This is a genomic window from Paenibacillus sp. PL2-23 (genome assembly GCF_040834005.1).
Taxonomy (GTDB): Bacteria; Bacillota; Bacilli; order Paenibacillales; family Paenibacillaceae; genus Pristimantibacillus.
On the sequence record NZ_CP162129.1, the window covers coordinates 1,057,591 to 1,081,253 of the forward strand.

Here is a 23,663-nt window from a genome sequence, read left to right on the forward strand (position 1 = left end):
ATGAACTCCTTTGCTGCCGATGCTGACATTACAAGTGTGTTGCATGATTTATTATACGCAAGTTGGATACAATATCCAAAATTATCGCCTCTGCTGCAGTATTCGTACCCGTGGATGGAGCTCCTTTGGGCTGCAGCTTGCGAATGTTCAGTCGGATATTCATCAGGCGAAGCGGATCGTGAAGGAGATCAAGCATCTCATCCATTAACATGTCGAGATCGTTGGCAACAAAGGCGGCGCCTTTGGATTGCAGGAACAGCGCGTTTCGTTTCTCCTGACCGGGAACAGGGCGGTAAATGAAAGGGGGCAGCTCTGCGGCGATGGCTTCCGCAAGTGTGATGCCGCCAGGCTTGGTGACAAGACAATCGGCAAGCGCCATCAGCTCGTGCATTTCGTTGACGTAGCCGAAGGTGCGCAGCCGGGGCTGCAGGGAGCCGTGCCCGTAGGCTGCATCAATAGCAGCCTTCAGCTCATGGTTCCGGCCGCAGACCAATGCGATCTGCACGTCGCTGGAGCGACGAAGCAAGCAGGCGCACATCTCGGTAATATGGGGGAGTACCCCTTGAGCTCCACCCATAATGAGGACGACAGGCTTGCCGGGCTGAAGGCCATGTTTGGCGAATAAGGTATGGTTGGGCTGCGCTCCGGCTTGAAAGCCTTTTTTGAGCGGGATGCCGCTTACGGTAATATGATTATGGTGGATGCCCAGACGCTTGAGGTCAGCTTGCAGCTCGGAGGTTGCTACGTAATATCGGTCGATGCCAGGGTGGACCCAGCGGCAGTGAAGGTCGAAATCCGTCATCACCACATAGGATGGGATGCGGCTGCCTCTCTGCTGCAGTCTTTGGGGTGCGAACAGCGGGAACGTATAGACGACGGCATCCGGATTCTCTGCCAGCAGGATTTGGCGAATCTTCTGCTTGCCGAAGGAATGCAGCCAGCTCCCGAACAGGGAGTCATGCTTCATCGGCTTCGTAATATCGTACATCCAGCCGTACAGGTATGGTAGATGGGTATAGCTTTTTTGATAAAATAGCCTTGTCATCTCGTTGATCCAGGGGTGTGCTTCGGCCATGAGGTCGTACATCACGATTTGCTGCTTGTCGTGGCCAAGGTTCGAGTAGGCTTCCTGCAGAGCTTTGGCCGCTTGAATATGCCCATCGCCATACGAAGCGTATACGATGAGCAGCTTAGGCGAACGGTAATGGGGTTGTTGTCTCATGACGGGCTGACGCACCTCCTGGCCTAAGTTTAAGGAGCTATTGTAAAACGGGTGTGTATTGTATATGAATCCTTTATATTATTTTTGTTGAGGATTTGTAATATTCAGCAAAGGAGAGATAAGTGAAATGAAATATGCGGTTCTGGGCCGATCCGGTCTAAGGGTGAGCAGGCTTTGCTTGGGCACGATGAATTTCGGCGTCGATACCGATGAGAGGGAAGCGTTCCGCATCATGGATGCCGCGCTGGACGCGGGCATCAACTTCTTCGATACGGCCAATATCTATGGCTGGGGCGAGAATGCCGGGCGTACGGAAGAAATCATCGGCCAATGGTTCCAGAAGGGCGGCGGCCGCCGCGAGCGAACGGTGCTGGCTACTAAAGTGTATGGTGACATGCATGATACATATGACGGTCCCAATCGCGAGCAGGGGCTGTCCGCGTACAAAATTCGCCGTCACCTGGAGGGCTCGCTGAAGCGTCTGCAGACGGACCACATCGAGCTGTACCAGATGCATCACGTTGACCGCCATGTTCATTGGAGTGAGCTGTGGAGCGCCTTCGAGCACGCTCAGGCACAAGGGAAGATTGGTTATGTCGGCTCCAGCAACTTCGCGGGCTGGGATATCGCGGTGGCGCAAGGCGAGGCGAAGGCGAGAGGGACGCTTGGTCTCGTCTCGGAGCAGCACAAATATAACTTGCTGTGCAGGCTGCCGGAGCTCGAGGTGCTGCCGGCATCGCAGGCGCTGGGGCTCGGCGTTATTCCGTGGAGCCCGCTGGACGGCGGCCTGCTGGCAGGCAATCATCGCAGAAGCGGCGGCGGCCGCAGAAGCGGGGATGCCAAGCGCCTGGAGAAGCATGGCGCTCAGCTGGAGGCGTATGCGAAGCTTTGCGATGAACTGGGACACTCGGAGGATCTGGTATCCCTGGCGTGGCTCCTGCACAATCCGGCCGTGACCGCCCCGATTATCGGCGTTCGCACGCTGGAGCAATTCGAGCGCTCTCTGCGCGTCCTGGACGTAGAGCTGGACGAAGCAACGCTCCAGCGCATCGACGAGATCTTCCCCGGCCCCGGCGGCGACGCGCCGAAGGCTTACGCCTGGTAAGCGGGAGGGAGCAGCAGCTGAGGGCGCGGCAGCCGAGGGGGCGTCCCGGCACGTAGCAACGACACGAGGTGTCGTTGTTGCGCCTCAGGAGCAGTTAGTATGCATAGTAGACACACGAGATGTCGTTATTGCACCAAAAGGGGCGTTTCGGCACGCAACAACCACACGAGGTGTCGTTGTTGCGCCTCAGGAGCAATTGGTTTGCGTAGTAGCCACACAGATGTCGTTATTGCACCAAAAGGGGCGTTCCGGCACGCAGTAACCACACGAGGTGTCGTTGTTGCGCCTCAGGAGCAATTAGTTTGCGTAGTAGCCACACGAGATGTCGTTATTCCACCAAAAGGGGCGTCCCGGCACGCAGTAACCACACGAGGTGTCGTTGTTGCGCCTCAGGAGCAATTAGTTTGCGTAGTAGCCACACGAGATGTCGTTATTCCACCAAAAGGGGCGTCCGGCACGCAGCAACCACACGAGGTGTCGTTGTTGCGCCTCAGGAGCAGCTAATTTACTCAGTAGCCACACGAGATGTCGTTATTCCACCAAACGGGCCGTACCAGCACACTGTAACGAGAAATCTACAGCAAACCAAACAGCCCGAGCTTAAAGGCTCGGGCTGCTTCCTTGCCTGCAGGCAGGCGGCACTACTCAAATAAGCAAATTAAACAAGACGGGATCTTTGTTCAGCTCCACGAACTGGAAGCCCTTCTTCTGCATGCGGTCGACGAGCGGCGCATAGTCAACTCGGTGCTTCAGCTCGATGCCGACGAGGGCAGGGCCGTTGTCCTTGTTCGATTTCTTCGTATATTCGAAGCGGGTAATATCGTCGTTGGGCCCCAGCACTTGGTCAAGGAATTCACGCAAGGCACCCGCGCGCTGAGGAAAGCTGACCATAAAATAATGCTTATATCCTTCGTAAATAAGCGAACGTTCCTTGATTTCCTGCATCCGGTCCACGTCGTTATTGCCGCCGCTTACCACACATATGACTCGCTTGCCCGCGATGCTGTCACGGTAAGCATCAAGCGCAGCGATCGGGAGCGCCCCAGCCGGTTCAGCTACAATGGCGTTTTCGTTGTAGAGATCCAGCAGCGTCGTACAAACCTTGCCCTCAGGCACAACGATGACATCGTCAAGCAGCTCCTGGCATATCGCGAAGGTTAGATCGCCAATTCTTTTGACAGCTGCGCCGTCTACGAACTTATCGATCCCCTCTAGAGGCACAACCTCGCCGGCATCCAGCGAAACGCGGAGAGAAGGAGCGCCCTCTGGCTCAACGCCGATAATCTGCGTCTCTGCAGATACCGTTTTGACATAGGAGGCAACACCTGCAGCGAGCCCGCCACCCCCAACTGTTACGAAAATATAATCAGGAGCTGCTTCTGCTTTCTCCATCAGCTCTTGGCCGACGGTTCCGTTGCCTGCAATGATCTTGCGATCGTCGAAGGGGTGAATGAAGGCCATATCGCATCGCTTGCTCTCCGCAATGGCTTCCGCATAGGCATCGTCGAACGTATCGCCGGTCAGGATAACCTCCACCATGTCTCCTCCGAAGAAGGACACCTGCTTCACCTTTTGTCTTGGCGTAGTGCTAGGCATGTAGATTTTACCCGGAATCCCGAGAGCTTGGCAAGAATATGCAACGCCCTGGGCATGGTTGCCCGCGCTCGCGCAAACAACGCCTTTGGTTGTCTCTTCCGGGGTAAGCGAACGCATAAGATGATAGGCTCCTCGAATCTTGAAGGAACGCACCACCTGTAGATCCTCGCGTTTCAGCCAAACCTGGCAGTTATAGCGCTCAGACAAAACCCTATTATATTGAAGCGGCGTACGAGAGATCACATCCTTCAGATGCATCTGCGCCTGTACGATTTCCTCAAGACCAATTCTATGATAAGTATGAGATCCAGCTCCCATCTTGCAACCCATCCTTCCAGCATGCGATAAAACTTTAACTTTTAGATGATTCATTATACCATTATGTTAGTCATAATGTGGGCACGAGTCTTAAAATATAGGGGCAGGGTGGAGGAGAGCAAGCGTGGGCAAATGGTTCAAACGTCTATTCCTTTCATTTATCGTATTAATCGTCGTCCTGGCGGTGGCGCTTTGGGGGCTGCTTGCGTACATCGCGCCAGATGAACAGCTTGATTTGAACTACGATTCCGTTGATATTCGAGGGAAGGCGCTGGAGATGGCCAAGAGCTTGAAGCTGGAGCTTGTGCTGACGGAACAGGATATTAATAACCTGATCAAAAAGCGGCTGGAGCGGGACATCGCCGATCATGTAGTGCTGGACGGAGCGAGATTCGAGCTCCAGGGTGACCGGCTCATCGCCCATTTGAACGTGACATACATGGAGCTTGTGTCGGCACAAATGAAGGTGGAGTACCGACTGGAATGGCAAGAGCCGAGCTTGGCGCTGCGCCCGCAAGGATTGTTTGTAAAAGGGTTTGAGCTGCCTGATCATTCATTGGAGACCATCATCGTTCCGCTTGACTTGCCAACGGGGGAGATCGTCTCGGTCAAGGAGGTTCAATTCGAGGACGGACAGGTCAGGGTGTTATTCAGGGCGAAGCTGCCGTTTTGAAAAAAATATCAACACATAAGGGAGGCTGGGCATTGTGTGCCCGGCCTCCCTTGCTGTCAAAACTGCGTTATATCGTGCTGATCTGCTTGATAACAATCGTAGCGTTTGTGTTATTTTGCAGGAGAGTTGGATTGAGGGTGTCGCTGTTCACGAGTTGTAGAGTTACAGGGGCGGTTGTCACGGCTATTATAATTTCGCCTGTTACAGGTCCACCACCTTCACCAGTGAACGGGAGGGAAGTGACGGCCGTTCCATCGATTTCAATATCAAAGCCCATTACACTGCCTGCATTATGAACCGTGAAGTTGACTTCGTAATATCCGTTTTCCAGAATCGTGAACGTGTCATCTGGCGGTGTGAATGTGGCGAATGCTGTGCCGACTGAGAAGCCATCGGTGAATTCGATAGGTGTCTCCGGCGGAACGGAGTCCGTTCCAGGACCCCCGAATTCTCTCCATGCTGTAACAAAGCTATCAACTTCCCCAGGAGGTCCTGTTGGCCCCGTCGGTCCTGTTGGGCCAGTAGGCCCAGTAGCGCCGTCTGCACCGGTAGCGCCAGTTGCTCCGTCTGCCCCGGTCGCCCCCGTAGCGCCATCAGCGCCCGTCGGTCCTGTTGGACCAGTAGGTCCAGTTGCGCCGTCTGCACCGGTAGCGCCAGTAGCTCCGTCAGCCCCCGTTGCACCGGTCGCGCCAGTAGCACCATCCGCGCCCGTCGGTCCTGTTGGACCAGTAGGTCCAGTTGCGCCGTCCGCACCGGTAGCGCCAGTAGCTCCGTCAGCCCCCGTTGGACCAGTTGCACCTGTAGCACCATCAGCGCCCGTCGGTCCTGTTGGACCAGTAGGTCCAGTCGCGCCATCTGCACCGGTAGCGCCAGTAGCACCATCGGCACCTGTCGCACCTGTAGCACCATCAGCGCCCGTCGGTCCTGTTGGACCAGTCGGTCCAGTCGCGCCATCTGCACCGGTAGCGCCAGTAGCTCCGTCAGCCCCCGTTGCCCCGGTCGCGCCAGTAGCACCATCGGCACCTGTCGCCCCCGTAGCACCATCCGCGCCAGTCGGTCCTGTGGGTCCTGTTGGACCAGTCGCACCGTCCGCGCCGGTAGCGCCAGTAGCTCCGTCAGCCCCTGTTACGCCAGTAGCCCCCGTAGCACCATCCGCGCCCGTCGGTCCTGTTGGACCGGTAGGTCCAGTAGCGCCGTCTACACCGGTCGCGCCAGTCGCCCCATCGGCACCTGTCGCCCCCGTAGCCCCATCCGCGCCCGTCGGTCCTGTTGGACCAGTAGGTCCAGTAGCGCCGTCTACACCGGTCGCGCCAGTTGCACCATCTGCACCAGTCGCCCCCGTAGCCCCGTCCGCACCAGTCGCTCCAGTGGAGCCTGTCGTACCAGTCGCACCAGTTGCACCAGTCGCTCCAGTGGAGCCTGTCGCCCCCGTAGAGCCTGTCGCCCCTGTAGCGCCAGTAGCGCCAGTAGAACCTGTCGCCCCCGTAGAGCCTGTCGCCCCTGTAGCGCCAGTAGCGCCAGTAGAACCTGTCGCCCCCGTTGCACCTTTAGGTCCCGGAGGCCCTTCGGGTCCACGTTTGCCTTTCTTACCTTTCTTGCCACGAGGTCCTGTCGGTCCCGTCGCTCCAGTAGATCCCGTCGGTCCTGTCGGTCCTGTCGGTCCCGTCGGTCCTGGTATAGGCTGCGGAGCTTCAAGACGTACACTGGCTGGACAATCTGTTACGACAATATCAATCGTGTCAGAAGAAAAATTCAAGTTTTGGCCCATAGCAACAGTTGCTTCACCTATTGGACCCGTTACTGTAAAAAATTTTCGTTTGCATTTTTTGCATTTTTTCTTTTTGTGACCGTTGATAACTGAACGTTTTCCACTTTTGGATACTACAGCTGATGGACGTTTCTTCGCAGTGAGCTTCTTATTAATTAGTTTGATGGTTTTCTTTTTGCGTTTAGAAGAATCCAGTTTCATACACCTCCTCTGAGATTGGATTATAGTACGCTTCATAGATTGATTTTGTATGTGTGTTTGGGAAGTGGGATTATTATTTTGTAGTCAAAATAGATGAAGTAGAAGCATAGTGGTTGTTTTCACACCATTTTCCTTCAATAATTAGAAGCTGGTAGAACCCCACTCTGGTTTAACGACAGATTAGGTTCAATAAAACTGGGTAGGTAAGAATGTTAGCGGGTCCAGAAAACTGCCTTTTATAATACTCAGGAGGCTGAGAATAAGGTTCTCAGCCCCCTTTAGAGGAGGGTCTAAAGAAAGATTGAAATTTAATCGCTATACTGTGCTAATTTGCTTAATGACAATAGTAGCATTAGTATCATTTTGCAGGTTTGTTTGATTACTATCCACGTTCACGAGTTGAAGCGTAACAGGAGCAGATGTGACTAATACGATAATTTCACCTGATACGGGCCCGCCACCTTGACCTGTGAAAGGCAGAGATGTGGTTGCTATACCATCTACCTCCAGATCAAACCCCATTGCGTTGCCTGAATTATGAATCGTGAAATTAACCTCGTAATACCCGTTCTCCAGAATTGTGAACGTATCATCTGGTGGAGTGAATGTTGCGAATGCTGTTCCGACCGAGAATCCGTCCGTGTAACCGATAGCTGTTTGTGTAGGGATGGAGTCGGTGCCAGGACCAGCGAATTCTCTCCAAGCTGTAACGAAGCTGTCGAGTTCCCCGGCAGGTCCTGTTGGACCAGTAGGTCCAGTAGCGCCGTCTGAACCGGTCGCTCCAGTTGCCCCATCGGCACCAGTCGCCCCCGTAGCCCCATCCGCGCCCGTCGGTCCTGTGGGTCCTGTTGGACCAGTCGCACCGTCCGCGCCGGTCGCGCCAGTTGCTCCGTCAGCCCCCGTAGCACCGGTAGCACCATCAGCGCCTGTCGGTCCTGTGGGTCCTGTTGGACCAGTCGCCCCGTCCGCGCCGGTCGCGCCAGTTGCTCCGTCAGCCCCCGTAGCACCGGTAGCACCATCAGCGCCAGTTGGTCCTGTGGGTCCTGTTGGACCAGTCGCCCCATCCGCGCCCGTCGGTCCTGTGGGTCCTGTTGGACCAGTCGCCCCGTCCGCGCCGGTCGCGCCAGTTGCTCCGTCAGCCCCCGTAGCACCGGTAGCACCATCAGCGCCAGTTGGTCCTGTGGGTCCTGTTGGACCAGTCGCCCCATCCGCGCCCGTCGGTCCTGTGGGTCCTGTTGGACCAGTCGCCCCGTCCGCGCCGGTCGCGCCAGTTGCTCCGTCAGCCCCCGTAGCACCGGTAGCACCATCAGCGCCAGTTGGTCCTGTGGGTCCTGTTGGACCAGTCGCCCCATCCGCGCCCGTCGGTCCTGTGGGTCCTGTTGGACCAGTCGCCCCATCCGCGCCCGTCGGTCCTGTGGGTCCTGTTGGACCAGTCGCCCCGTCCGCGCCGGTCGCGCCAGTTGCTCCGTCAGCCCCCGTAGCACCGGTAGCACCATCAGCGCCTGTCGGTCCTGTGGGTCCTGTTGGACCCGTCGCACCGTCCGCGCCGGTCGCGCCAGTTGCTCCGTCAGCCCCCGTAGCACCATCCGCGCCCGTCGGTCCTGTTGGACCAGTAGGTCCAGTTGCGCCGTCTGCACCGGTAGCGCCAGTCGCCCCATCGGCACCTGTCGCCCCCGTAGCACCATCAGCGCCAGTTGGTCCTGTGGGTCCTGTTGGACCAGTCGCCCCATCCGCGCCCGTCGGTCCTGTTGGACCGGTAGGTCCAGTAGCGCCGTCTGCGCCGGTCGCGCCAGTTGTTCCGTCAGCCCCCGTAGCACCGGTAGCCCCATCAGCGCCCGTCGGTCCTGTTGGACCAGTAGGTCCAGTAGCGCCGTCTGCACCGGTCGCGCCAGTCGCCCCATCGGCACCTGTCGCCCCCGTAGCACCATCCGCGCCAGTTGGTCCTGTGGGTCCTGTTGGACCAGTCGCCCCGTCCGCGCCGGTCGCGCCAGTAGCTCCGTCAGCCCCCGTAGCACCGGTAGCACCATCAGCGCCTGTCGGTCCTGTGGGTCCTGTTGGACCAGTAGCGCCGTCCGCGCCGGTCGCGCCAGTAGCTCCGTCAGCCCCCGTAGCACCGGTAGCACCATCAGCGCCCGTCGGTCCTGTGGGTCCTGTTGGACCAGTCGCCCCGTCCGCACCAGTCGCTCCAGTTGCCCCATCGGCTCCAGTCGCCCCCGTAGCACCATCAGCGCCCGTCGGTCCTGTGGGTCCTGTTGGACCAGTCGCCCCGTCCGCACCAGTCGCTCCAGTTGCCCCATCGGCTCCAGTCGCCCCCGTAGCACCATCAGCGCCCGTCGGTCCTGTTGGACCAGTAGGTCCAGTAGCACCGTCTGCACCGGTCGCTCCTGTTGCCCCATCGGCACCAGTAGCCCCCGTAGCACCATCAGCGCCCGTCGGTCCTGTTGGACCGGTAGGTCCAGTAGCGCCGTCTACACCTGTCGCGCCAGTCGCCCCATCGGCACCAGTCGCCCCCGTAGCACCATCCGCGCCTGTCGGTCCTGTTGGACCAGTAGGTCCAGTAGCGCCGTCTACACCGGTCGCTCCAGTTGCTCCGTTAGAGCCCGTTGCGCCAGTCGCACCATCTGCACCAGTCGGTCCTGTTGGTCCAGTCGCACCGGTAGCCCCAGTAGACCCGTCATTTCCAGTTGAGCCCGTTGCACCAGTCGCACCAGTCGCTCCAGTGGAGCCTGTAGTACCAGTCGCACCAGTCGCTCCAGTGGAGCCTGTAGTACCAGTCGCACCAGTCGCTCCGGTGGAGCCTGTAGTACCAGTCGCACCAGTCGCTCCGGTGGAGCCAGTCGTACCTGTTGCACCTTTAGGTCCAGGAGGCCCTTCGGGTCCACGTTTGCCTTTCTCGCCTTCCTTGCCACGAGGTCCCGTCGCTCCAGTAGGTCCCGTCGGTCCTGTCGATCCCGTCGGTCCTGGTATAGGCTGCGGAGCTTCAAGACGTACATTGGCTGGACAATCTGTTACGACAATGTCAATCGTGTCAGAAGAAAAATTTAAGTTTTGGCCCAAAGCGACTGTTGCCTCGCCTACTGGACCCGTTACTGTAAAAAGTTTTCGTTTGCATAATTTTTTTGTGTGGCCGTTGATCACTGAACGTTTTCCGCTTTTGGATACTACAGCTGTTGGACGTTTCTTCGCAGTGAGCTTCTTATTAATTAGTTTGATGGTATTCTTTTTGTGTTTAGAAGAATCCAGGTTCATGCACCTCCTCTGAGATTGGTTTATAGTACGATTGATAGTTTGCAAATGTATGTACGTTCAGGAAGTGATAGCAATTTTATTGTTCTGAAATGGAAAAATGTGCTCTTATAAGGGGTTGTGAGAATGTTGTATTACTCAAGCGTTAAGGCTGTGCCGTCCTTGAGCGGAGCAGCATACGGTTGGCGTTGAAATATAAGCCCAGTATAGAGAAAACTTATAGTTTCTTATATCTTCAAAAAGACCTTGTTCGCTATATGGAGCGAGCAAGGTCTTAAGAGTTTCATGCTGATTGATTTCAATTAGGTTAATTGGTTAATAGACCAGCAGATCCCGCTGCCTGCTCCGCCCAAATCCAAAGCTGCAGTTAACCCGTCTGCTTCATAAAACAGTCCGATAGTTTCGCCAGCAGTCAGCTCTACTTCACCAGCCAAAGTAACAGTTCCATTACCGAGAATTGTCCGAAGCGTTAACACCAATGCCACGTTCACATTAAGAACAGGGAAAAGGCCTGTAATTAAGTCGGTGGCGTCGGAAGTTCTGCGAACGACAATGGCAGGATTAATGTCCGGTCCTAGGCTTACGCTGGCTGCCGCTGTTGTTGTATAACCAACTGTAGCGCTAATTAAATATCTGCCTGTTTGCGGAACTGTATAGACACCAGTAACGGGATCAAAGCTGCTGTCTCCGAAGTAAGGGTCGGCTACGGACCAGTCAGTAATTTGCTGGGTTGCTGCGACTTCAGCAGCAGTCGTGAATGCGGAGAAGCCTTCGGTTGTTAAGACGGGCCCAGTTGCGCCAGTCGGTCCCATCGATCCCATCGGTCCAGCAGGCCCCGTCGGTCCTTCGGGTCCAGTTGCGCCGTCTGCGCCAGTTGGCCCCATCGGTCCCATTGGTCCCATCGGCCCTTCGGGTCCAGTCGCACCTTCTGCGCCAGTTGGCCCCATCGGTCCCATTGGCCCCATCAGCCCTTCGGGTCCAGTCGCACCTTCCGCGCCAGTTGGCCCCATCGGTCCCATCGGTCCCATCGGCCCTTCAGGTCCAGTTGGTCCCATCGGTCCTTCACCGTAAGGTCCCGTCGGTCCCATCGGCCCTTCAGGTCCGGTAGCTCCCGTCGCGCCTGTCGCGCCGGTCGGTCCAACTCCATAAGGTCCAGTCGCGCCTGTCGCGCCAGTTGCACCCGTTGCACCTGTCGCACCCGTTGGTCCAACCCCATATGGGCCAGTTGCACCCGTCGCGCCAGTTGCGCCGGTTGCACCTCTTGGTCCCGGCATCCCTGGAATGCCAGGAGGTCCCGGAGGTCCTTCCGCACCGTCTCTTCCACGCTTGCCACGTTCACCTTCTTTGCCCCTTGGACCACGAGGTCCTTCGGGTCCTTGAGGACCGGTCGGTCCAGGAGGTCCTTGCTGTCCTTGCTGAACCTCCATACGAACATTCGCTGAGCCCTCAGTCACGACGATATCAATAGTGTCCGATTCAAAGTTTAATGTGCCGCCTAAGGGAACTTTAGCAGATCCAATAGGGCCTGTGACTTTGAATAGATTGCGATGCCTGCATCTCTTTTTCTTCTTTTTCTTGTGATGACAGCTGGAGCTTTCCGCGCTTTTAGGTGCAACGGCTATTATACGTTTCTTCGATGTCGGCTTGGTCTTTATCAACTTAGCCGATTTCCTTTTGCGAGATAGAGAATCCAGTTTCATACACCTCCTCTTGAATTAGATTATTGTACGGTTCATAGATTCAAATTGTATGTGCGTTTGGTATGTAAGCTATCGAATTTCGTCATTTCAGTTAAAAATGTGCATTCGCATATCCAAAAAAAACAGGTCTGACGCCAGAGCGCCAGACCTAATTGAATATTCACTTACACAATTGTAATGCCTGCGCTTGCGTATCCCGAAACCGAGTGGATGAGGGTTACGCCTCCAGCAGTAGCGGAAAATACCAGAAGCAGGCGAGTGCCGGCCGCCACACTAATCTGCAGATCGCTTGCTAATCCGCTGCACGTCGACCCTTGATCAAGCACGCCGGTGAGAGAAGGGGAGAGCAGCACCTCGGCACCCGGAATCGGCTCGAAAACATTACTGGACGCTAGGGACTGATACAATTGCGCGCGTAGGGTTATAGCCGATCCGATCAGATTCAGCGGAACCGTAGTGCTGAAGAATGCGGCGATCGATTCAATATAGCCGGCTCTTGGCAGGGGGAACGAGAAATTAAGCAGCGTGCCGGTTGCGCCGGTCAGATCTATGGTTGCTCCAAGCGTATCAAGCGTAGGTGCGCTCAGGCCAAAGCCAATCAAGCCCGCTATGCCTGCAACGCCCTCGGCAAGGGTAGTAACCTCAATAGGAAGTCCCGATGAGAACGGCACAAGGAAGGAACCGCCCGCTGCCCCTGTCGCGCCTGTAGCACCCACAGGACCGGTTGGACCCGTGGCTCCATCCGCGCCAGCTGGACCCGTGGCCCCTGTTGCGCCAGTCGCCCCCGTCGCTCCGTCTGTGCCATTAACTCCGGCCGGACCTGTGGCCCCTGTCGCGCCAGTCGCGCCCGTTGCTCCCGTAACTCCGGTTGGACCTGGGAGACCTTCACCCGTAGCCCCAGTAGCCCCGGTGGCCCCCGTAGCTCCCGTCGCGCCAGTTGGTCCGGCAGCTCCAGCAGGACCAGCCTCTCCGGGCGCTCCAGTGGCGCCAGTATAGCCTATTGGACCTTGAGGCCCCATAGGTCCCTGCGGGCCTTGGGGTCCTGCTGGTCCAGCCGCGCCTTGGGGTCCTGCTGGTCCAGCCGCGCCTTGAGTGCCGGCTTCGCCCTGCGGTCCCTGAGGTCCGATGGGACCTTGCTCGCCGGTTGCACCAGTGGCGCCAACTGGACCAGTGGCGCCTGTGTTGCCGCGCGGGCCTTGAACGCCTGCGGGTCCTGGAGGACCTTCGGCGCCTGTCTCGCCGGTCGCGCCTCTATCGCCAGCCGCTCCCGTTGCGCCGATCAGCCCTTGAGCGCCCTGAGGTCCCTGCGGTCCAGCCATGCCTTGAGCGCCCTGAGGGCCTTGCGGTCCGGCAGGTCCTTGTGGTCCAGCTGGTCCTTGCGGGCCTTGCTCGCCTTGGCCGCCTTGCGGTCCTTGAGGGCCGACGGGGCCTTGCGCGCCGGCAGGTCCTTGTGGTCCCACGGGACCTTGAGAGCCAGTAGGTCCGGTCGCTCCAGGAGGGCCTCCGGCAGGGCCCGCAGGTCCAGTCGGACCGGTATGTCCACGCTTGCCTCGGTCACCTTCCGGACCCCGTTTGCCACGCTCGCCCTGAGGCCCCATTGGTCCCATCGGGCCTGTGTCGCCTGTTGGTCCGGTCGGTCCGGGGGGGCCCATTACTCCATCACGGTGCCTGGTCGCGTCCAGCTCCAGCTCCAAGTGCGAAGTGTTAGCGCGTTTCGGCTTGACGGATATTTTTTTTCTTCTGGAAGCGTGAAGCTTTTTGCTTTTCTTACGCATGGTGGAGGACTTGCCTCCTTTATAGGCTTGGATGCTTACGATTTTTTTTCTCAAACGGCGCTTGCGGCAATTGCGATTGCAAGAATAATTCAGTTGGAGCACCTCCTAGGTGATTTCTTTAGTTTACGGGCGGGTATATATAATTGCTTGGGTTTATCAGGGCGGGCGGCTGGGCAAACATCCATTTTTGCAAAAATGGGCGGCTTATGTCGGCTGAAGCACGGGAGAAGCGGGGGGTGACGGGCTTACCTGAGCATGCAATGGAGGTTGACAGAGCTGTTGAGAATCTTTATCATAACAATATAAGTGATAATAATTATCAATTAACTAGGACATAGATGCAGGAACGAATGACAATAGCAATCATGAGAGCCTGAAGCAAGCTCTCTCGCAGATAGGAGCGTAAATGATGCATACTGAAACGAAGAAGCCCTGGAACTGGATGCTGTTCCCCTTTTCCTCTATTAGAACAAGTCCGTTCGGCGTGTTCGCCGCGACTGTAGGACATGGCGTCTACGAGATCGACGGGGCTCAGAATTGGGATAAGCTGGGTACGGGGCTGCCGGATACCACAAGCATCTATCGTCTGCAGCTGCACCACGAGCTGCTTCATGCTTGCACGAGCTCGGGGCTGTACGAATGGATGGGCGAGCATTGGGAGAGGGACGGTCTCGCGCTGCCCTGCTACCAGTACAAGCGAATAGGAGGAGCCTGCTACGCGGCAACGGATGACGGAATCTGGATCCGCACCGGCTCCAAGTGGGGCCAGCTGTGCTGCGAAGACAAGCGGGTGCACGATTTTCTCAATTTGCCGCAATACGTCATTGTCGGGCATGACAGCGGCATCTCGCTCTATGATCGATTCATGGACGACTGGGCTCACTTCGAGCTTCATCGCAGCGTCACAAGCCTTGCGGTATACCGGGGGCATTTGATCGGGGCGACGGATCAGGGAGAGCTGCTTGTCGGGGATAAGAGAGGGCAATTCGAGCGCATTCAATTCGGCGCCAAATTTATTTTCTCCGTGGCGTCCCGGAATGGGGACACTTATGTGTGCACGGATCAAGGACTGTATAAGCTCGCCTATGTGGCTGACCGATTGATTCTGCTGTCGGTTCAGCTCGGCTTTCCAGTGACGGACGTCGACTGTCGCGACAACAAGCTGTATATGGCGACCCTATTCCAGGGCGTTCGGATGCTGGAGCTATAGGAGGGCGTCCTTTCGAAGCTTTGTTTCTTCCATTAGGGGAAACGGAGCTTTTCTTTTTTTTGAGAGCAGAACCCTCAATAAGAGTATGGACAAAAGCTTGTCGATTCAAGTAACATGGCAGTATTCACCAAGATGCCTGTCCTAAGCGCATCCAAGGAGAGATCAGCTTGCCAGACGATTTATTGCTAACCTTTCGTTCTCCGCCTCTGCCTTTTTTTATCGAATCCAACAGGCTTACCTATCAGCCCGGGGAGGAGCATCCCAATCGGACGAATCTCGGGGTGTTCGACCTGCTGTTCGTGAACGAAGGCACCTTATATGTAGCGGAGGAAAATAATAAATGGACGCTGACGCCGGGAGACGTCCTCATCCTGCGCCCGGACCGGTGGCATTACTCCTTCCGCCCATGCTCGGAGGAGACGGTATTCGACTGGGTGCACTTCCAGACGGTGGGCGCCTGGGAGGAGACGGCGGATAATCAGCCAGGCTCCATACGGGGCGACTACTATACATACGCGATTCGTCTGCCCAAGAGGATGAGACTGTCCTACCCCGATGAAGCCAAGCTCATCTTCTCGCAGCTTCACGATGCTGCCAAAAGCTCGACGCACGGGGCGTTCTGGGACCGCCAGCAGCGGTTTCTGCATCTGCTGCAGATGCTGGACGAGGGCTGGCGCTCCGACGCGGCCAAAGCCGCGGTGTCCATAGCGGAGAGAGCCGCCGCTTATTTGAAGCTGAACTATCGTTCGCCGATCAGCAACACCATGCTCAGCGAAGCGATGGAGCTGCATACGAATTACATAACCAGGTGCATGACGGAGGTGTTCGGCTGCACGCCTCAGCAATATTTGTTGTATTATCGGCTGGATCAAGCGAAGCTGCTGCTCATTAAGACGGACTGGCATATCGCGAGAGTGGCGGAGGAAACGGGATTCCGGCAGACGCCGCATTTCTCCAGGCTGTTCGCGGCCCACACGGGCATGTCGCCATTGAAGTTCAGGAAGCGCTTTACGACTTAAGTATGTTTTTTGCGCATATTCCGGCCTTATGAATAATTTTCCTCTCTCCTACAAAAACTGGTTGCAATGACACAGCCAAGGGCAGAAGGAGAGAGTGGCGATGATTGAACGGTTTTCATTGACGGCGGAGATTGGCGATATGATGGATAGATTCGGAATACAGAGGGTGGTGCACGGGCACTCGAGCCGGTTCAATGTGACGCCAACTCAGACGGTATCCATTATTATGAATGATCGCCATCAGACGCGAGTGCTGCAGGAGTCCCGTTGGGGGCTGTTTCCGTTCTGGGCAAAAGATTCCGTGAATACGGATTTTGCGACGCTAGCTTCCAAGCCTTTCCTGCAAAAAATGGTGGAGCGCCAGCGCTGCATCATTCCCTGCAGCGGCTTCTATGGCCAGAAGCAGTTCGGCAAGGAGCGCGAGCCGAGAGCGATGCATACGGTTGTGCCCACTCAGCCGCTGCTTGCCATCGCCGGCATCTACGATTGCTGGCGCCATGTGAACGGCAAGGAGGTGCGGGCCGTTACGATGCTGACCGCGGCGTCGTCAGGCGCTATGTCGGGCTGGCAGCCCCGCGTGCCCGTCGCGCTTGACGAGGAGGGCGTGGAGGACTGGCTGAATCCGAGACTGACGGATTACAGCAGGCTTCGCAAGCATCTGGAGGCGCCGGAGGGCTACCTGATGCGCTCCTATCCCGTCACCAACGCCGTTCACGACGAATGGTACGAAGCCCCGGATTGCATCCGGGAAATCGCGATCCCTGATTTTGCTTAATTGCACAACAGCTCAATAAAAAGTCCCCTGCAGCCAGCTTGGCCGGGCAGGGGACTTTTTTTGTTTTGTGAAGATCTCTTGGAAAGCGCTGCGAGTGCTGGATTTGAACGAAAAATCGTTCAAAGTGGAGCAGCAGCGCGTCCGCTAGCCGGGTTAGCCTGAGCGGGTCCGATGGATTTCATCGGTGAGCAGAGGGACCACCTCGAACAGGTCGCCGACGATGCCATAGTCCGCGATGCCGAAGATCGGGGCGTCGGGGTCCTTGTTGATGGCGACGATGGTGCGCGACTGGCTCATGCCGGCGAGATGCTGAATCGCGCCGCTGATGCCGCAGGCGATGTACAGCTGCGGCGTCACGACCTTGCCCGTCTGCCCGATCTGCAGGGCATAGTCGCAGTAGCCGGCGTCGCAAGCGGCGCGCGAAGCGCCTACCGCGCCGCCGAGCGCCGCGGCCAGCGCCCGCAGCGGCTCGAAGCCCGCCGCGCTGCGCACGCCTCTGCCGCCCGACACGACGATGTCGGCCTCGGCGAGGTCAAGCTGTCCGCCAGCGCGGCGAAGCACGCCTCGCACGGCGGTCCAGAGCGGCGGCGGCGCGTAAGCCAGCGCCCGCACGCTGCCGCCGCCGCGCCCGCCGGCGTCCTCCGGTTCCGTCGGCGGCAGGTTGTTCGGGCGCACCGTGATGACCCACGGGTGGCCCGGGGCTAGGCTGCGCCGCTCGAACGCCTTGCCGGCGTAGAGCGGGCGGACGAACAAGACGCCATCGCTGCCATCCGGCTCGATGGCGATCACGTCTGCGACGTGGCCGGCGCCATAGGCCGCGGCCACGCGGGGCGCGAGCTCGCGCCCCGCCGCGGTATGGCCGAGCAGCAGCGCGTCCGGCCTTACCGCATCCATGGCCGCGCCCAGCACGGCGCTATACGCCTCGGGCGCGTAATCCCCGAGGGCCGGATCGTCGGCGATGTGCACGACGTCCGCCCCTCGGGCTTGCATCGCGGCAGCGTCCTCCGCCGCGATTGCGGACCCGGCGAGGACGGCATGGACCTCGCCGTCCTCGCCCGCGAGGCGCCTGGCTGCGCCCAGCGCCTCGTAAGCGACGCGCCGCGGCTGGCCGTCGCGGCGCTCGGCGTATACAAGTATCGTTCTGGCCACACGATACAGCTCCTTTCGTTCATAACTCGGCGTTAGAGCTCGGGTTAAAGCAGCACCCTCGCTTCCGAGCGCAGCAGCTTATGGGTTTCGGGTTGTCTGCTTGACGGCCGCTTCAGCTATGGCAGCACCTTCGCTTCCGAGCGCAGCAGCTTCACGAGCTCCGCCGCCTGCTCGGCAGGCGCGCCGGGAATCCGCTTGCCCGCGGCGCGGGGGGGCGGAGGGAACAGGCTGACCTGGCGCGAGCGCGCCTCGCCCAGGGTGTTGGCCGGCAGGCTGAGCTCGCCCAGGCTAATGGTGCGAAGCGGCTTCTTCTTCGCCTTCATAATGCCGGGCAGAGAGGGATAACGCGGCTCGTTCAAGCCTTGCTGCGCCGTGATCAGGGCAGGCAGCGGGAGTGCGACCGTCTCCGTGTCGCCCTCGGCATCGCGCTCCACCAGCGCATAACGCTCGGCCGCTGTTGGATGCTGGATGCCGAGCTCGGCGGCGGAGCCGATGCTCAGCTTGACCGCCGCCGAGGCATGAGGCAGCCCCAGCCGCTCGGCGACCTGCAGGGCGACGCTGCCCGCCCCGGTATCCACGGCGAACAGGCCGGCCAGCAGCACGTCCGGCGAGAGCGGCCGGATGGCCTCGGCCAGCGCGAGAGCGATGACGTAGCTGTCATCCGGCAGCTCGCCGGCATCCAGGCGGATCGCCTCGTCCGCGCCGACCGCTAGCGCCGCGCGGAGTGCTTCCTGCGCGCGCTCCGCGCCGCAGGTGACGGCAATGACCTCCCCGCCCATCCGCTCCTTCAGGCGAAGCGCCTCCTCCAGCGCATATTCGTCATAAGGGTTAATGACGAATTTCGCTTGCCTTTCATCGACGCCTTGCGGCGTGACGATTATTTTCTCCTCGGTGTCGAAGGTTTGCTTAAGCAGGACGACGATTCTCATCAGTGGAGCCTCCTTCAGAAGCTCTGTCCCGGACGGACCGGGCAGAAGGATTTGACTGTCCATCAGTGCTACCTTATGCCCCGGGGGCCATGAATAGACCGCTTACAGAGAGCTGGCGCCAAGCATGTTCACTGACCTTGAATCATATACTTGGAGCACCGCGGATATTTTTGTAAGCGCTTTACTAGCTTGTCCTATCCCGCCTCAGCAAGCGCTCATGCCGCAGAAGCGGGGCATCAAGGAGCAGGAAGGAGGGACGATGCGTATGGCTGTCATTTGGGGGGCTGTGGAGGCTTCCGGCGTATGGCTGGCCGCTTACCCTCGCAGCGTGGAGTGGATTCGGTGGGCGCTGTTCGGGGCTGTCGTGGTCTGCGCCGTCTGGTTGTTCGCGTCGGTGGTGAGCAGACGAATCGGGTATATGAGGCTCGGCGTTCCCGTCCCATTCGAGAGACATAAGCCTGCTCGGGGCAAAAGCTTTGCCAGGGAGGTGCTTGGCCATCGCCGGCTGCTGAACGACGTGCGGAGCGGCTTGATGCACTTGGTATATTTTTATGGCTTCATTATGCTGCAATTCGGTGCCGTTGATCTGATCTGGAAGGGGCTGGCGGGAGGAGAGGCGCTGCCTATCCCTTATTACCACGCCTTCTCCTGGTCGCAGGAGGTGACGGTTACGCTGGTGCTGGCGGCTGTCGCGTACAGTACGTACAGACGCTACATCGAGCGGCTGCCGAGGCTGGGCAGGGGCTGGAAGCCCTCGCTTGTCATGTGGTTTATCGGCTCTCTTATGCTGACGGTTCTGCTGACGCTGTCCTTCGAGCGGCTGGCGGCTGGCGCTTCGGAGGTCGTGCCGGACGTGTACGCGCCGGTCAGCGAGCCGCTGTCACGGCTGTTTCTGTTAGCGGGAGCAGCGGAAGCGGGCCCGCTGGCTCATGCCGGGTTCGAGCTGTTCTGGTGGCTGCATCTGCTGGTGCTGCTGGGATTTCTGGTCTATGTGCCGCAATCCAAGCACTTTCATCTTCTGACAGCGCCACTTAATCTGTGGTTTCGCCGCAATGAGCCGCACGGGCGGCTAACCCCGCTGAATTTGGAGGATGAGGAGGCGGAGTCGTTCGGCGCCGGCCAAATCGAGCATTTTAGCCAAAAGCAGCTTCTCGACCTGTACGCCTGCGTGGAATGCGGTCGATGCACGAATGTATGCCCCGCAGCAAGCACCGGCAAGCTGCTGTCGCCGATGCATATGATCGTGAAGCTTCGCGACCATCTGACGGAGAAGGGCGCCGCGCTTACGTCCAAGTCGCCGTGGCTTCCCGCAAGTCTATGGGCGGGCCGGGATTACGGCGTGAAGCACGCTCATGTGATGGGGGCGGTCATTCCGACAGGGGCAGCGGGTAGTGAGGGCGACGACATGTTTCGCACGGACATTATGCCGACGATGAAGGCGCAAGCGGCGGCTTGGGCCAAGCGCGAAGGCGCCAAGGCGGAGGAGCTTGAGCTGATCGGCGACGTTATGACGGAGGATGAGCTGTGGGCCTGCACGACATGCCGCAGCTGCGAGGAGCAATGCCCGGTCGGCAATGAGCACGTGGACAAAATCATCGACATGCGCCGTCATCTCGTGCTTATGGAAGGCCGCTTGCCCGCCGACGGGCAGCGGGCACTTCAGAATATCGAGCGGCAGAGCAACCCGTGGGGGCTTCCCAGAGGTGAGAGAGTCGCCTGGATTGAGGCCTGCGAGCAGCGCACCGGCATACGAGTGCAGACGATGGAGGAGCGCAAAGCGAAGGGCGCGCTTCCGGACATCCTGCTATGGGCGGGCTCCATGGGAGCCTACGACTCACGCAGCAGGCGCGCGCTGTTCGACCTGGTGCGGCTGCTGACCAAGGCGGGCGTAGATTTCGCGACGCTGGGCAACGAGGAGCGGAGCTCAGGCGACACAGCGCGCCGAATCGGCAACGAGCTGCTGTTCCAGGAGCTGTGCCGGGACAATATCGCTACGCTTGAGCGGTATGAGGTGCGGCATATCGTGACCGCTTGCCCGCATACGTTCAATACGTTCAAGAATGAATACCCCGACTTCGGGCTTGGCAGCGAAGTTGTAGTGGAGCATCACAGCGAGCTGCTGGCCCGCCTCGTTCGAGAGGGGCTGCTGATGCCAAGGTGCGCGCTGGAGGAGCGGGTGACGGTACACGATTCCTGTTATCTGGGGCGCTACAATGGGGCCTATGAGGCGCCGCGTTTCTTGCTGCGCGCTATCCCGGGCGTTGAGCTGGAGGAGATGGAACGCTCCGGGAGCGCAGGCATGTGCTGCGGTGCGGGCGGCGGTCTGATGTGGATGGAGGAGCATGCCGGAACGCGGGTGAACTACGCGAGGACGGCGCAGGCGCTGGAGGTGAAGCCGTCCATTATCAGCTCCGCCTGCCCGTATTGCCTGACGATGATGGAGGACGGGTTGAAGGCGCTGGACGACGGAGGCCGCGTCGCGGCTCGGGATATCGCCGAGCTGCTGGCGGAGAGCGTCTTCGGGGATTAAATACGAATGAGGAAAAGCGAGGTGACCCAGCAGATGAAAGCCAGTTCAATACGCAGCGCCGCAGTAATAGGGTCGGGCGTGATGGGCGCCGGCATTGCCGCCCACCTGGCCAACGCGGGCATGAGAGTGGCGCTTCTTGACGTCGCGCCGACCAGTCTGACGGCGGAGGAGGAGAGGAAGGGGCTGACGCTTGCGGACGCGGCCGTGCGCAATCGGTTGGCCGCCGCCGCCATCGCCAGAATGCCGAAGGCTCAGCCTCCGCAGCTGTATGATCCCGCTTGGGTGAAGCGGCTGACGCCGGGCAATCTGAGCGATCATCACTCCCTGCTGGGCGATGCCGATTGGATTGTAGAGGCGGTGGTAGAGCGCCTGGACGTCAAGCGGGAAGTGCTTGGGATGATCGAGTCCGCGAGAAGGCCGGGCACACTGGTCACTACGAATACGTCGGGGCTGTCCGTTGCGTCCATGGCGGAGGGGAGAAGCCATGAATTCCGCATGCATTTTGCCGCAACGCATTTCTTCAATCCGCCCAGATATATGAAGTTGGTCGAGGTCGTGCCGACGGAGGATACCAGTCCCGAGACAGTGGCGCTGCTGAAGGAGCTGTGCGAGACCCGGCTGGGCAAAGGCGTCGTCGTAGCCAAGGATACGCCGAATTTTATCGCCAACCGAATCGGCACGTACGGCATGCTGGTCACGCTGGCGGATACCCTGCGCTGCGGATTGACCGTGGAGGAAGCAGACGCGTTGACGGGACCCGCGATGGGCCGGCCCAAAACCGCGACCTTCCGCATGTTGGATCTGGTGGGGCTGGATACGCTCCTCCATGTCGTGGACAACGTTCGGGAGAGAAGCATTGACGAGGCCGAGCGCCTGATGTTCCAGCGGCCGAATATTCTTGTGTCACTTGTCGCGCAGGGCAGGCTCGGAGAGAAGTCCGGCTCGGGGTTCTATTGCAAGCTGCGCGGAGAAGGCGGCCGGAGTCGAATCGAATCGTTGAACCTTCAGACGCTTGTCTATGGCGAACCGATTCGGGTCAGCTCGCCCGTCATCGATGGGGCCAAGGCGGCGAAGGGGGCGGCAGCCAAGGCCAAGGCGCTTCTCTCGGCCGATCCGTCGCACAAGCATGCCGAATTCGCTTGGTCAACAATCAAGAAGACGCTGCTGTATGCGGCCTCCCAGGTTGGCGCGATCGCCGACTCCATCTCGGATATTGACCGCGCCATGCGCTGGGGCTTCAACTGGGAGCTGGGACCGTTCGAGCTGTGGGACGCCATCGGGCTGGAGAGCTCCGTCGCCCGCATGAAGCTCGAGGGCGAGGCCATACCGGAATGGGTGGAGGCATGGCTGGCGGAAGGGCATGACAGCCTCTACAAGGAAGGCGAACACAAGCGGTATTATGCGGGGAAGGGCGGCTATACCGCCGAGATGACGGAGGCGGATGCCATCTCCCTGGCCGCGCTTCAAGCCTCCGGCCGGACGGTGTTGTCCACGCCTGGCGCGAGCCTCATAGATATCGGGGATGATGTGGCCTGCCTGGCCTTTCATTCACCGAACAACGCCATCGGCGGAGAAATTCTGACTGCCATCCGCCAATCGGTGCAGGAGGTGAGCCGCAATTGGCGGGGGCTGGTGCTTGCGAACGAGGGACGGAACTTCTGCGTGGGCGCCAATCTGATGTTGCTGCTTATGGAGGCGCAGAATGGGGATTGGGAGGAGGTCGAGGACATTATCCGCTTCTTCCAGGACAGCATGCTCCGGCTCAAGAGACTGGATCGCCCTGTCGTCGCGGCTCCGCACCGGATGACGCTCGGCGGCGGCGTGGAGGCGTGTCTGCCGGCGGATCAGATTATATTGTCTCCGGAGACGTATTTCGGCCTGGTAGAGACAGGGGTAGGCCTTATTCCAGCTGGAGGGGGCTGCAAGGAGGCGGCTGCGCTCGCCGCTAGCCGAGCCAGAGCGGCTGGGGGCGGGGATTTGCAGGCGCCGCTGAACGCCCTCTTCGAGACAATCGCCATGGCCAAAGCGTCGACGAGCGGACATGAGGCGGCGAAGCTGGGGCTGCTCCGGCCGCAGGATCGCGTCATTATGCAGCAGGACGCACGCATTGCGGAGGCGAAGCGAGCGGTGCTGGAGCTGGACCGCGCGGGCTACGCGCCTCCTCCCGAGGAGCGGATCGCCGTGGCCGGCAGAGAGGGCAAGGCGGTGCTCAAGCTGGCCGTTCAGGCGCTGCGGCTGTCTGGCAGCATCAGCGAGCATGACGCCTTAATCGGCGCGAAGCTGGCGCACGTGATGGCGGGCGGCGATGTGAAGCCAGGTTGTGAGGTGAGCGAGCAATATTTGCTTGACTTGGAATGCGAGGCGTTCCTCAGCCTATGCGGGGAACGGAAGACGCAGGAGCGGATGAGCCATATGCTGACAACCGGCAAGCCGCTGCGCAATTAAGC

General features: G+C 59.0%; 14 protein-coding genes and 1 pseudogene. 7 read left to right on the forward strand and 8 right to left on the reverse strand.

The features are described from left to right. Positions 1-28: 28 nt before the first annotated feature. Positions 29-1,222 (reverse strand): glycosyltransferase, encoded by a 1,194-nt coding sequence (locus tag AB1S56_RS04570; RefSeq protein ID WP_340870541.1) that lies wholly within the window; start codon positions 1,220-1,222, stop codon positions 29-31. Positions 1,223-1,349: 127 nt separating this feature from the next. On the opposite strand from AB1S56_RS04570, the gene AB1S56_RS04575 reads away from it, so the two are divergent. Continuing rightward, positions 1,350-2,327, forward strand: a complete 978-nt coding sequence (locus AB1S56_RS04575) for an aldo/keto reductase (RefSeq protein WP_340870540.1) — start codon at positions 1,350-1,352, stop codon at positions 2,325-2,327. 645 nt (positions 2,328-2,972) lie between these two features. Here AB1S56_RS04575 and ilvA read toward each other — a convergent pair. Next, on the reverse strand, positions 2,973-4,241 hold the full coding sequence (gene ilvA, locus AB1S56_RS04580) for a threonine ammonia-lyase IlvA (RefSeq protein WP_340870539.1): 1,269 nt from the start codon (positions 4,239-4,241) through the stop codon (positions 2,973-2,975). Between the two features lie 124 nt (positions 4,242-4,365). Between ilvA and AB1S56_RS04585 the strand changes: the two genes are divergently transcribed. Next, positions 4,366-4,914 carry a hypothetical protein gene (locus AB1S56_RS04585; RefSeq protein ID WP_340870538.1) on the forward strand — a complete coding sequence of 183 codons (549 nt, stop codon included), beginning with the start codon at positions 4,366-4,368 and terminating at the stop codon, positions 4,912-4,914. A gap of 67 nt (positions 4,915-4,981) precedes the next feature. Here the strand turns inward: AB1S56_RS04585 and AB1S56_RS04590 are convergent. The 4 genes and pseudogenes from AB1S56_RS04590 to AB1S56_RS04605 all read right to left on the reverse strand — a co-directional run. Then, positions 4,982-6,586 (reverse strand): annotated as a pseudogene (locus tag AB1S56_RS04590) (hypothetical protein); the annotation flags it as partial. 612 nt (positions 6,587-7,198) lie between these two features. Next, positions 7,199-9,940 (reverse strand): beta strand repeat-containing protein, encoded by a 2,742-nt coding sequence (locus AB1S56_RS04595; RefSeq protein WP_367903429.1) that lies wholly within the window; start codon positions 9,938-9,940, stop codon positions 7,199-7,201. A gap of 491 nt (positions 9,941-10,431) precedes the next feature. Then, on the reverse strand, positions 10,432-11,556 hold the full coding sequence (locus tag AB1S56_RS04600) for a collagen-like protein (protein ID WP_367903430.1): 1,125 nt from the start codon (positions 11,554-11,556) through the stop codon (positions 10,432-10,434). Between the two features lie 437 nt (positions 11,557-11,993). Next, complete coding sequence (locus AB1S56_RS04605; protein WP_367903466.1) at positions 11,994-13,148, reverse strand: exosporium glycoprotein BclB-related protein; 1,155 nt, start codon at positions 13,146-13,148, stop codon at positions 11,994-11,996. An 862-nt stretch (positions 13,149-14,010) separates the two neighbouring features. Between AB1S56_RS04605 and AB1S56_RS04610 the strand changes: the two genes are divergently transcribed. From AB1S56_RS04610 to AB1S56_RS04620, 3 genes are all read left to right on the forward strand, one after another. After that, entirely contained in the window at positions 14,011-14,814 is an 804-nt protein-coding gene (locus tag AB1S56_RS04610; RefSeq protein ID WP_340870535.1) for a hypothetical protein, read from the forward strand. Positions 14,815-14,981: 167 nt separating this feature from the next. Then, positions 14,982-15,833, forward strand: a complete 852-nt coding sequence (locus AB1S56_RS04615; protein WP_340870534.1) for a helix-turn-helix domain-containing protein — start codon at positions 14,982-14,984, stop codon at positions 15,831-15,833. Between the two features lie 100 nt (positions 15,834-15,933). Beyond that, entirely contained in the window at positions 15,934-16,608 is a 675-nt protein-coding gene (locus AB1S56_RS04620; protein WP_340870533.1) for an SOS response-associated peptidase, read from the forward strand. A gap of 153 nt (positions 16,609-16,761) precedes the next feature. Here the strand turns inward: AB1S56_RS04620 and AB1S56_RS04625 are convergent, their stop codons facing one another. Beyond that, positions 16,762-17,757: an electron transfer flavoprotein subunit alpha/FixB family protein gene (locus AB1S56_RS04625; RefSeq protein WP_340870532.1), complete on the reverse strand. Its 996-nt coding sequence runs from the start codon at positions 17,755-17,757 to the stop codon at positions 16,762-16,764. Between the two features lie 116 nt (positions 17,758-17,873). After that, positions 17,874-18,686 carry an electron transfer flavoprotein subunit beta/FixA family protein gene (locus tag AB1S56_RS04630; RefSeq protein ID WP_340870620.1) on the reverse strand — a complete coding sequence of 271 codons (813 nt, stop codon included), beginning with the start codon at positions 18,684-18,686 and terminating at the stop codon, positions 17,874-17,876. Positions 18,687-18,951: 265 nt separating this feature from the next. Between AB1S56_RS04630 and AB1S56_RS04635 the strand changes: the two genes are divergently transcribed. Further along, positions 18,952-21,216, forward strand: coding sequence for a (Fe-S)-binding protein (locus tag AB1S56_RS04635; protein WP_340870531.1), 2,265 nt, complete (start codon positions 18,952-18,954; stop codon positions 21,214-21,216). A 33-nt stretch (positions 21,217-21,249) separates the two neighbouring features. Further along, positions 21,250-23,661: a 3-hydroxyacyl-CoA dehydrogenase NAD-binding domain-containing protein gene (locus AB1S56_RS04640; protein ID WP_340870530.1), complete on the forward strand. Its 2,412-nt coding sequence runs from the start codon at positions 21,250-21,252 to the stop codon at positions 23,659-23,661. The last annotated feature ends 2 nt before the right edge of the window (positions 23,662-23,663 follow it).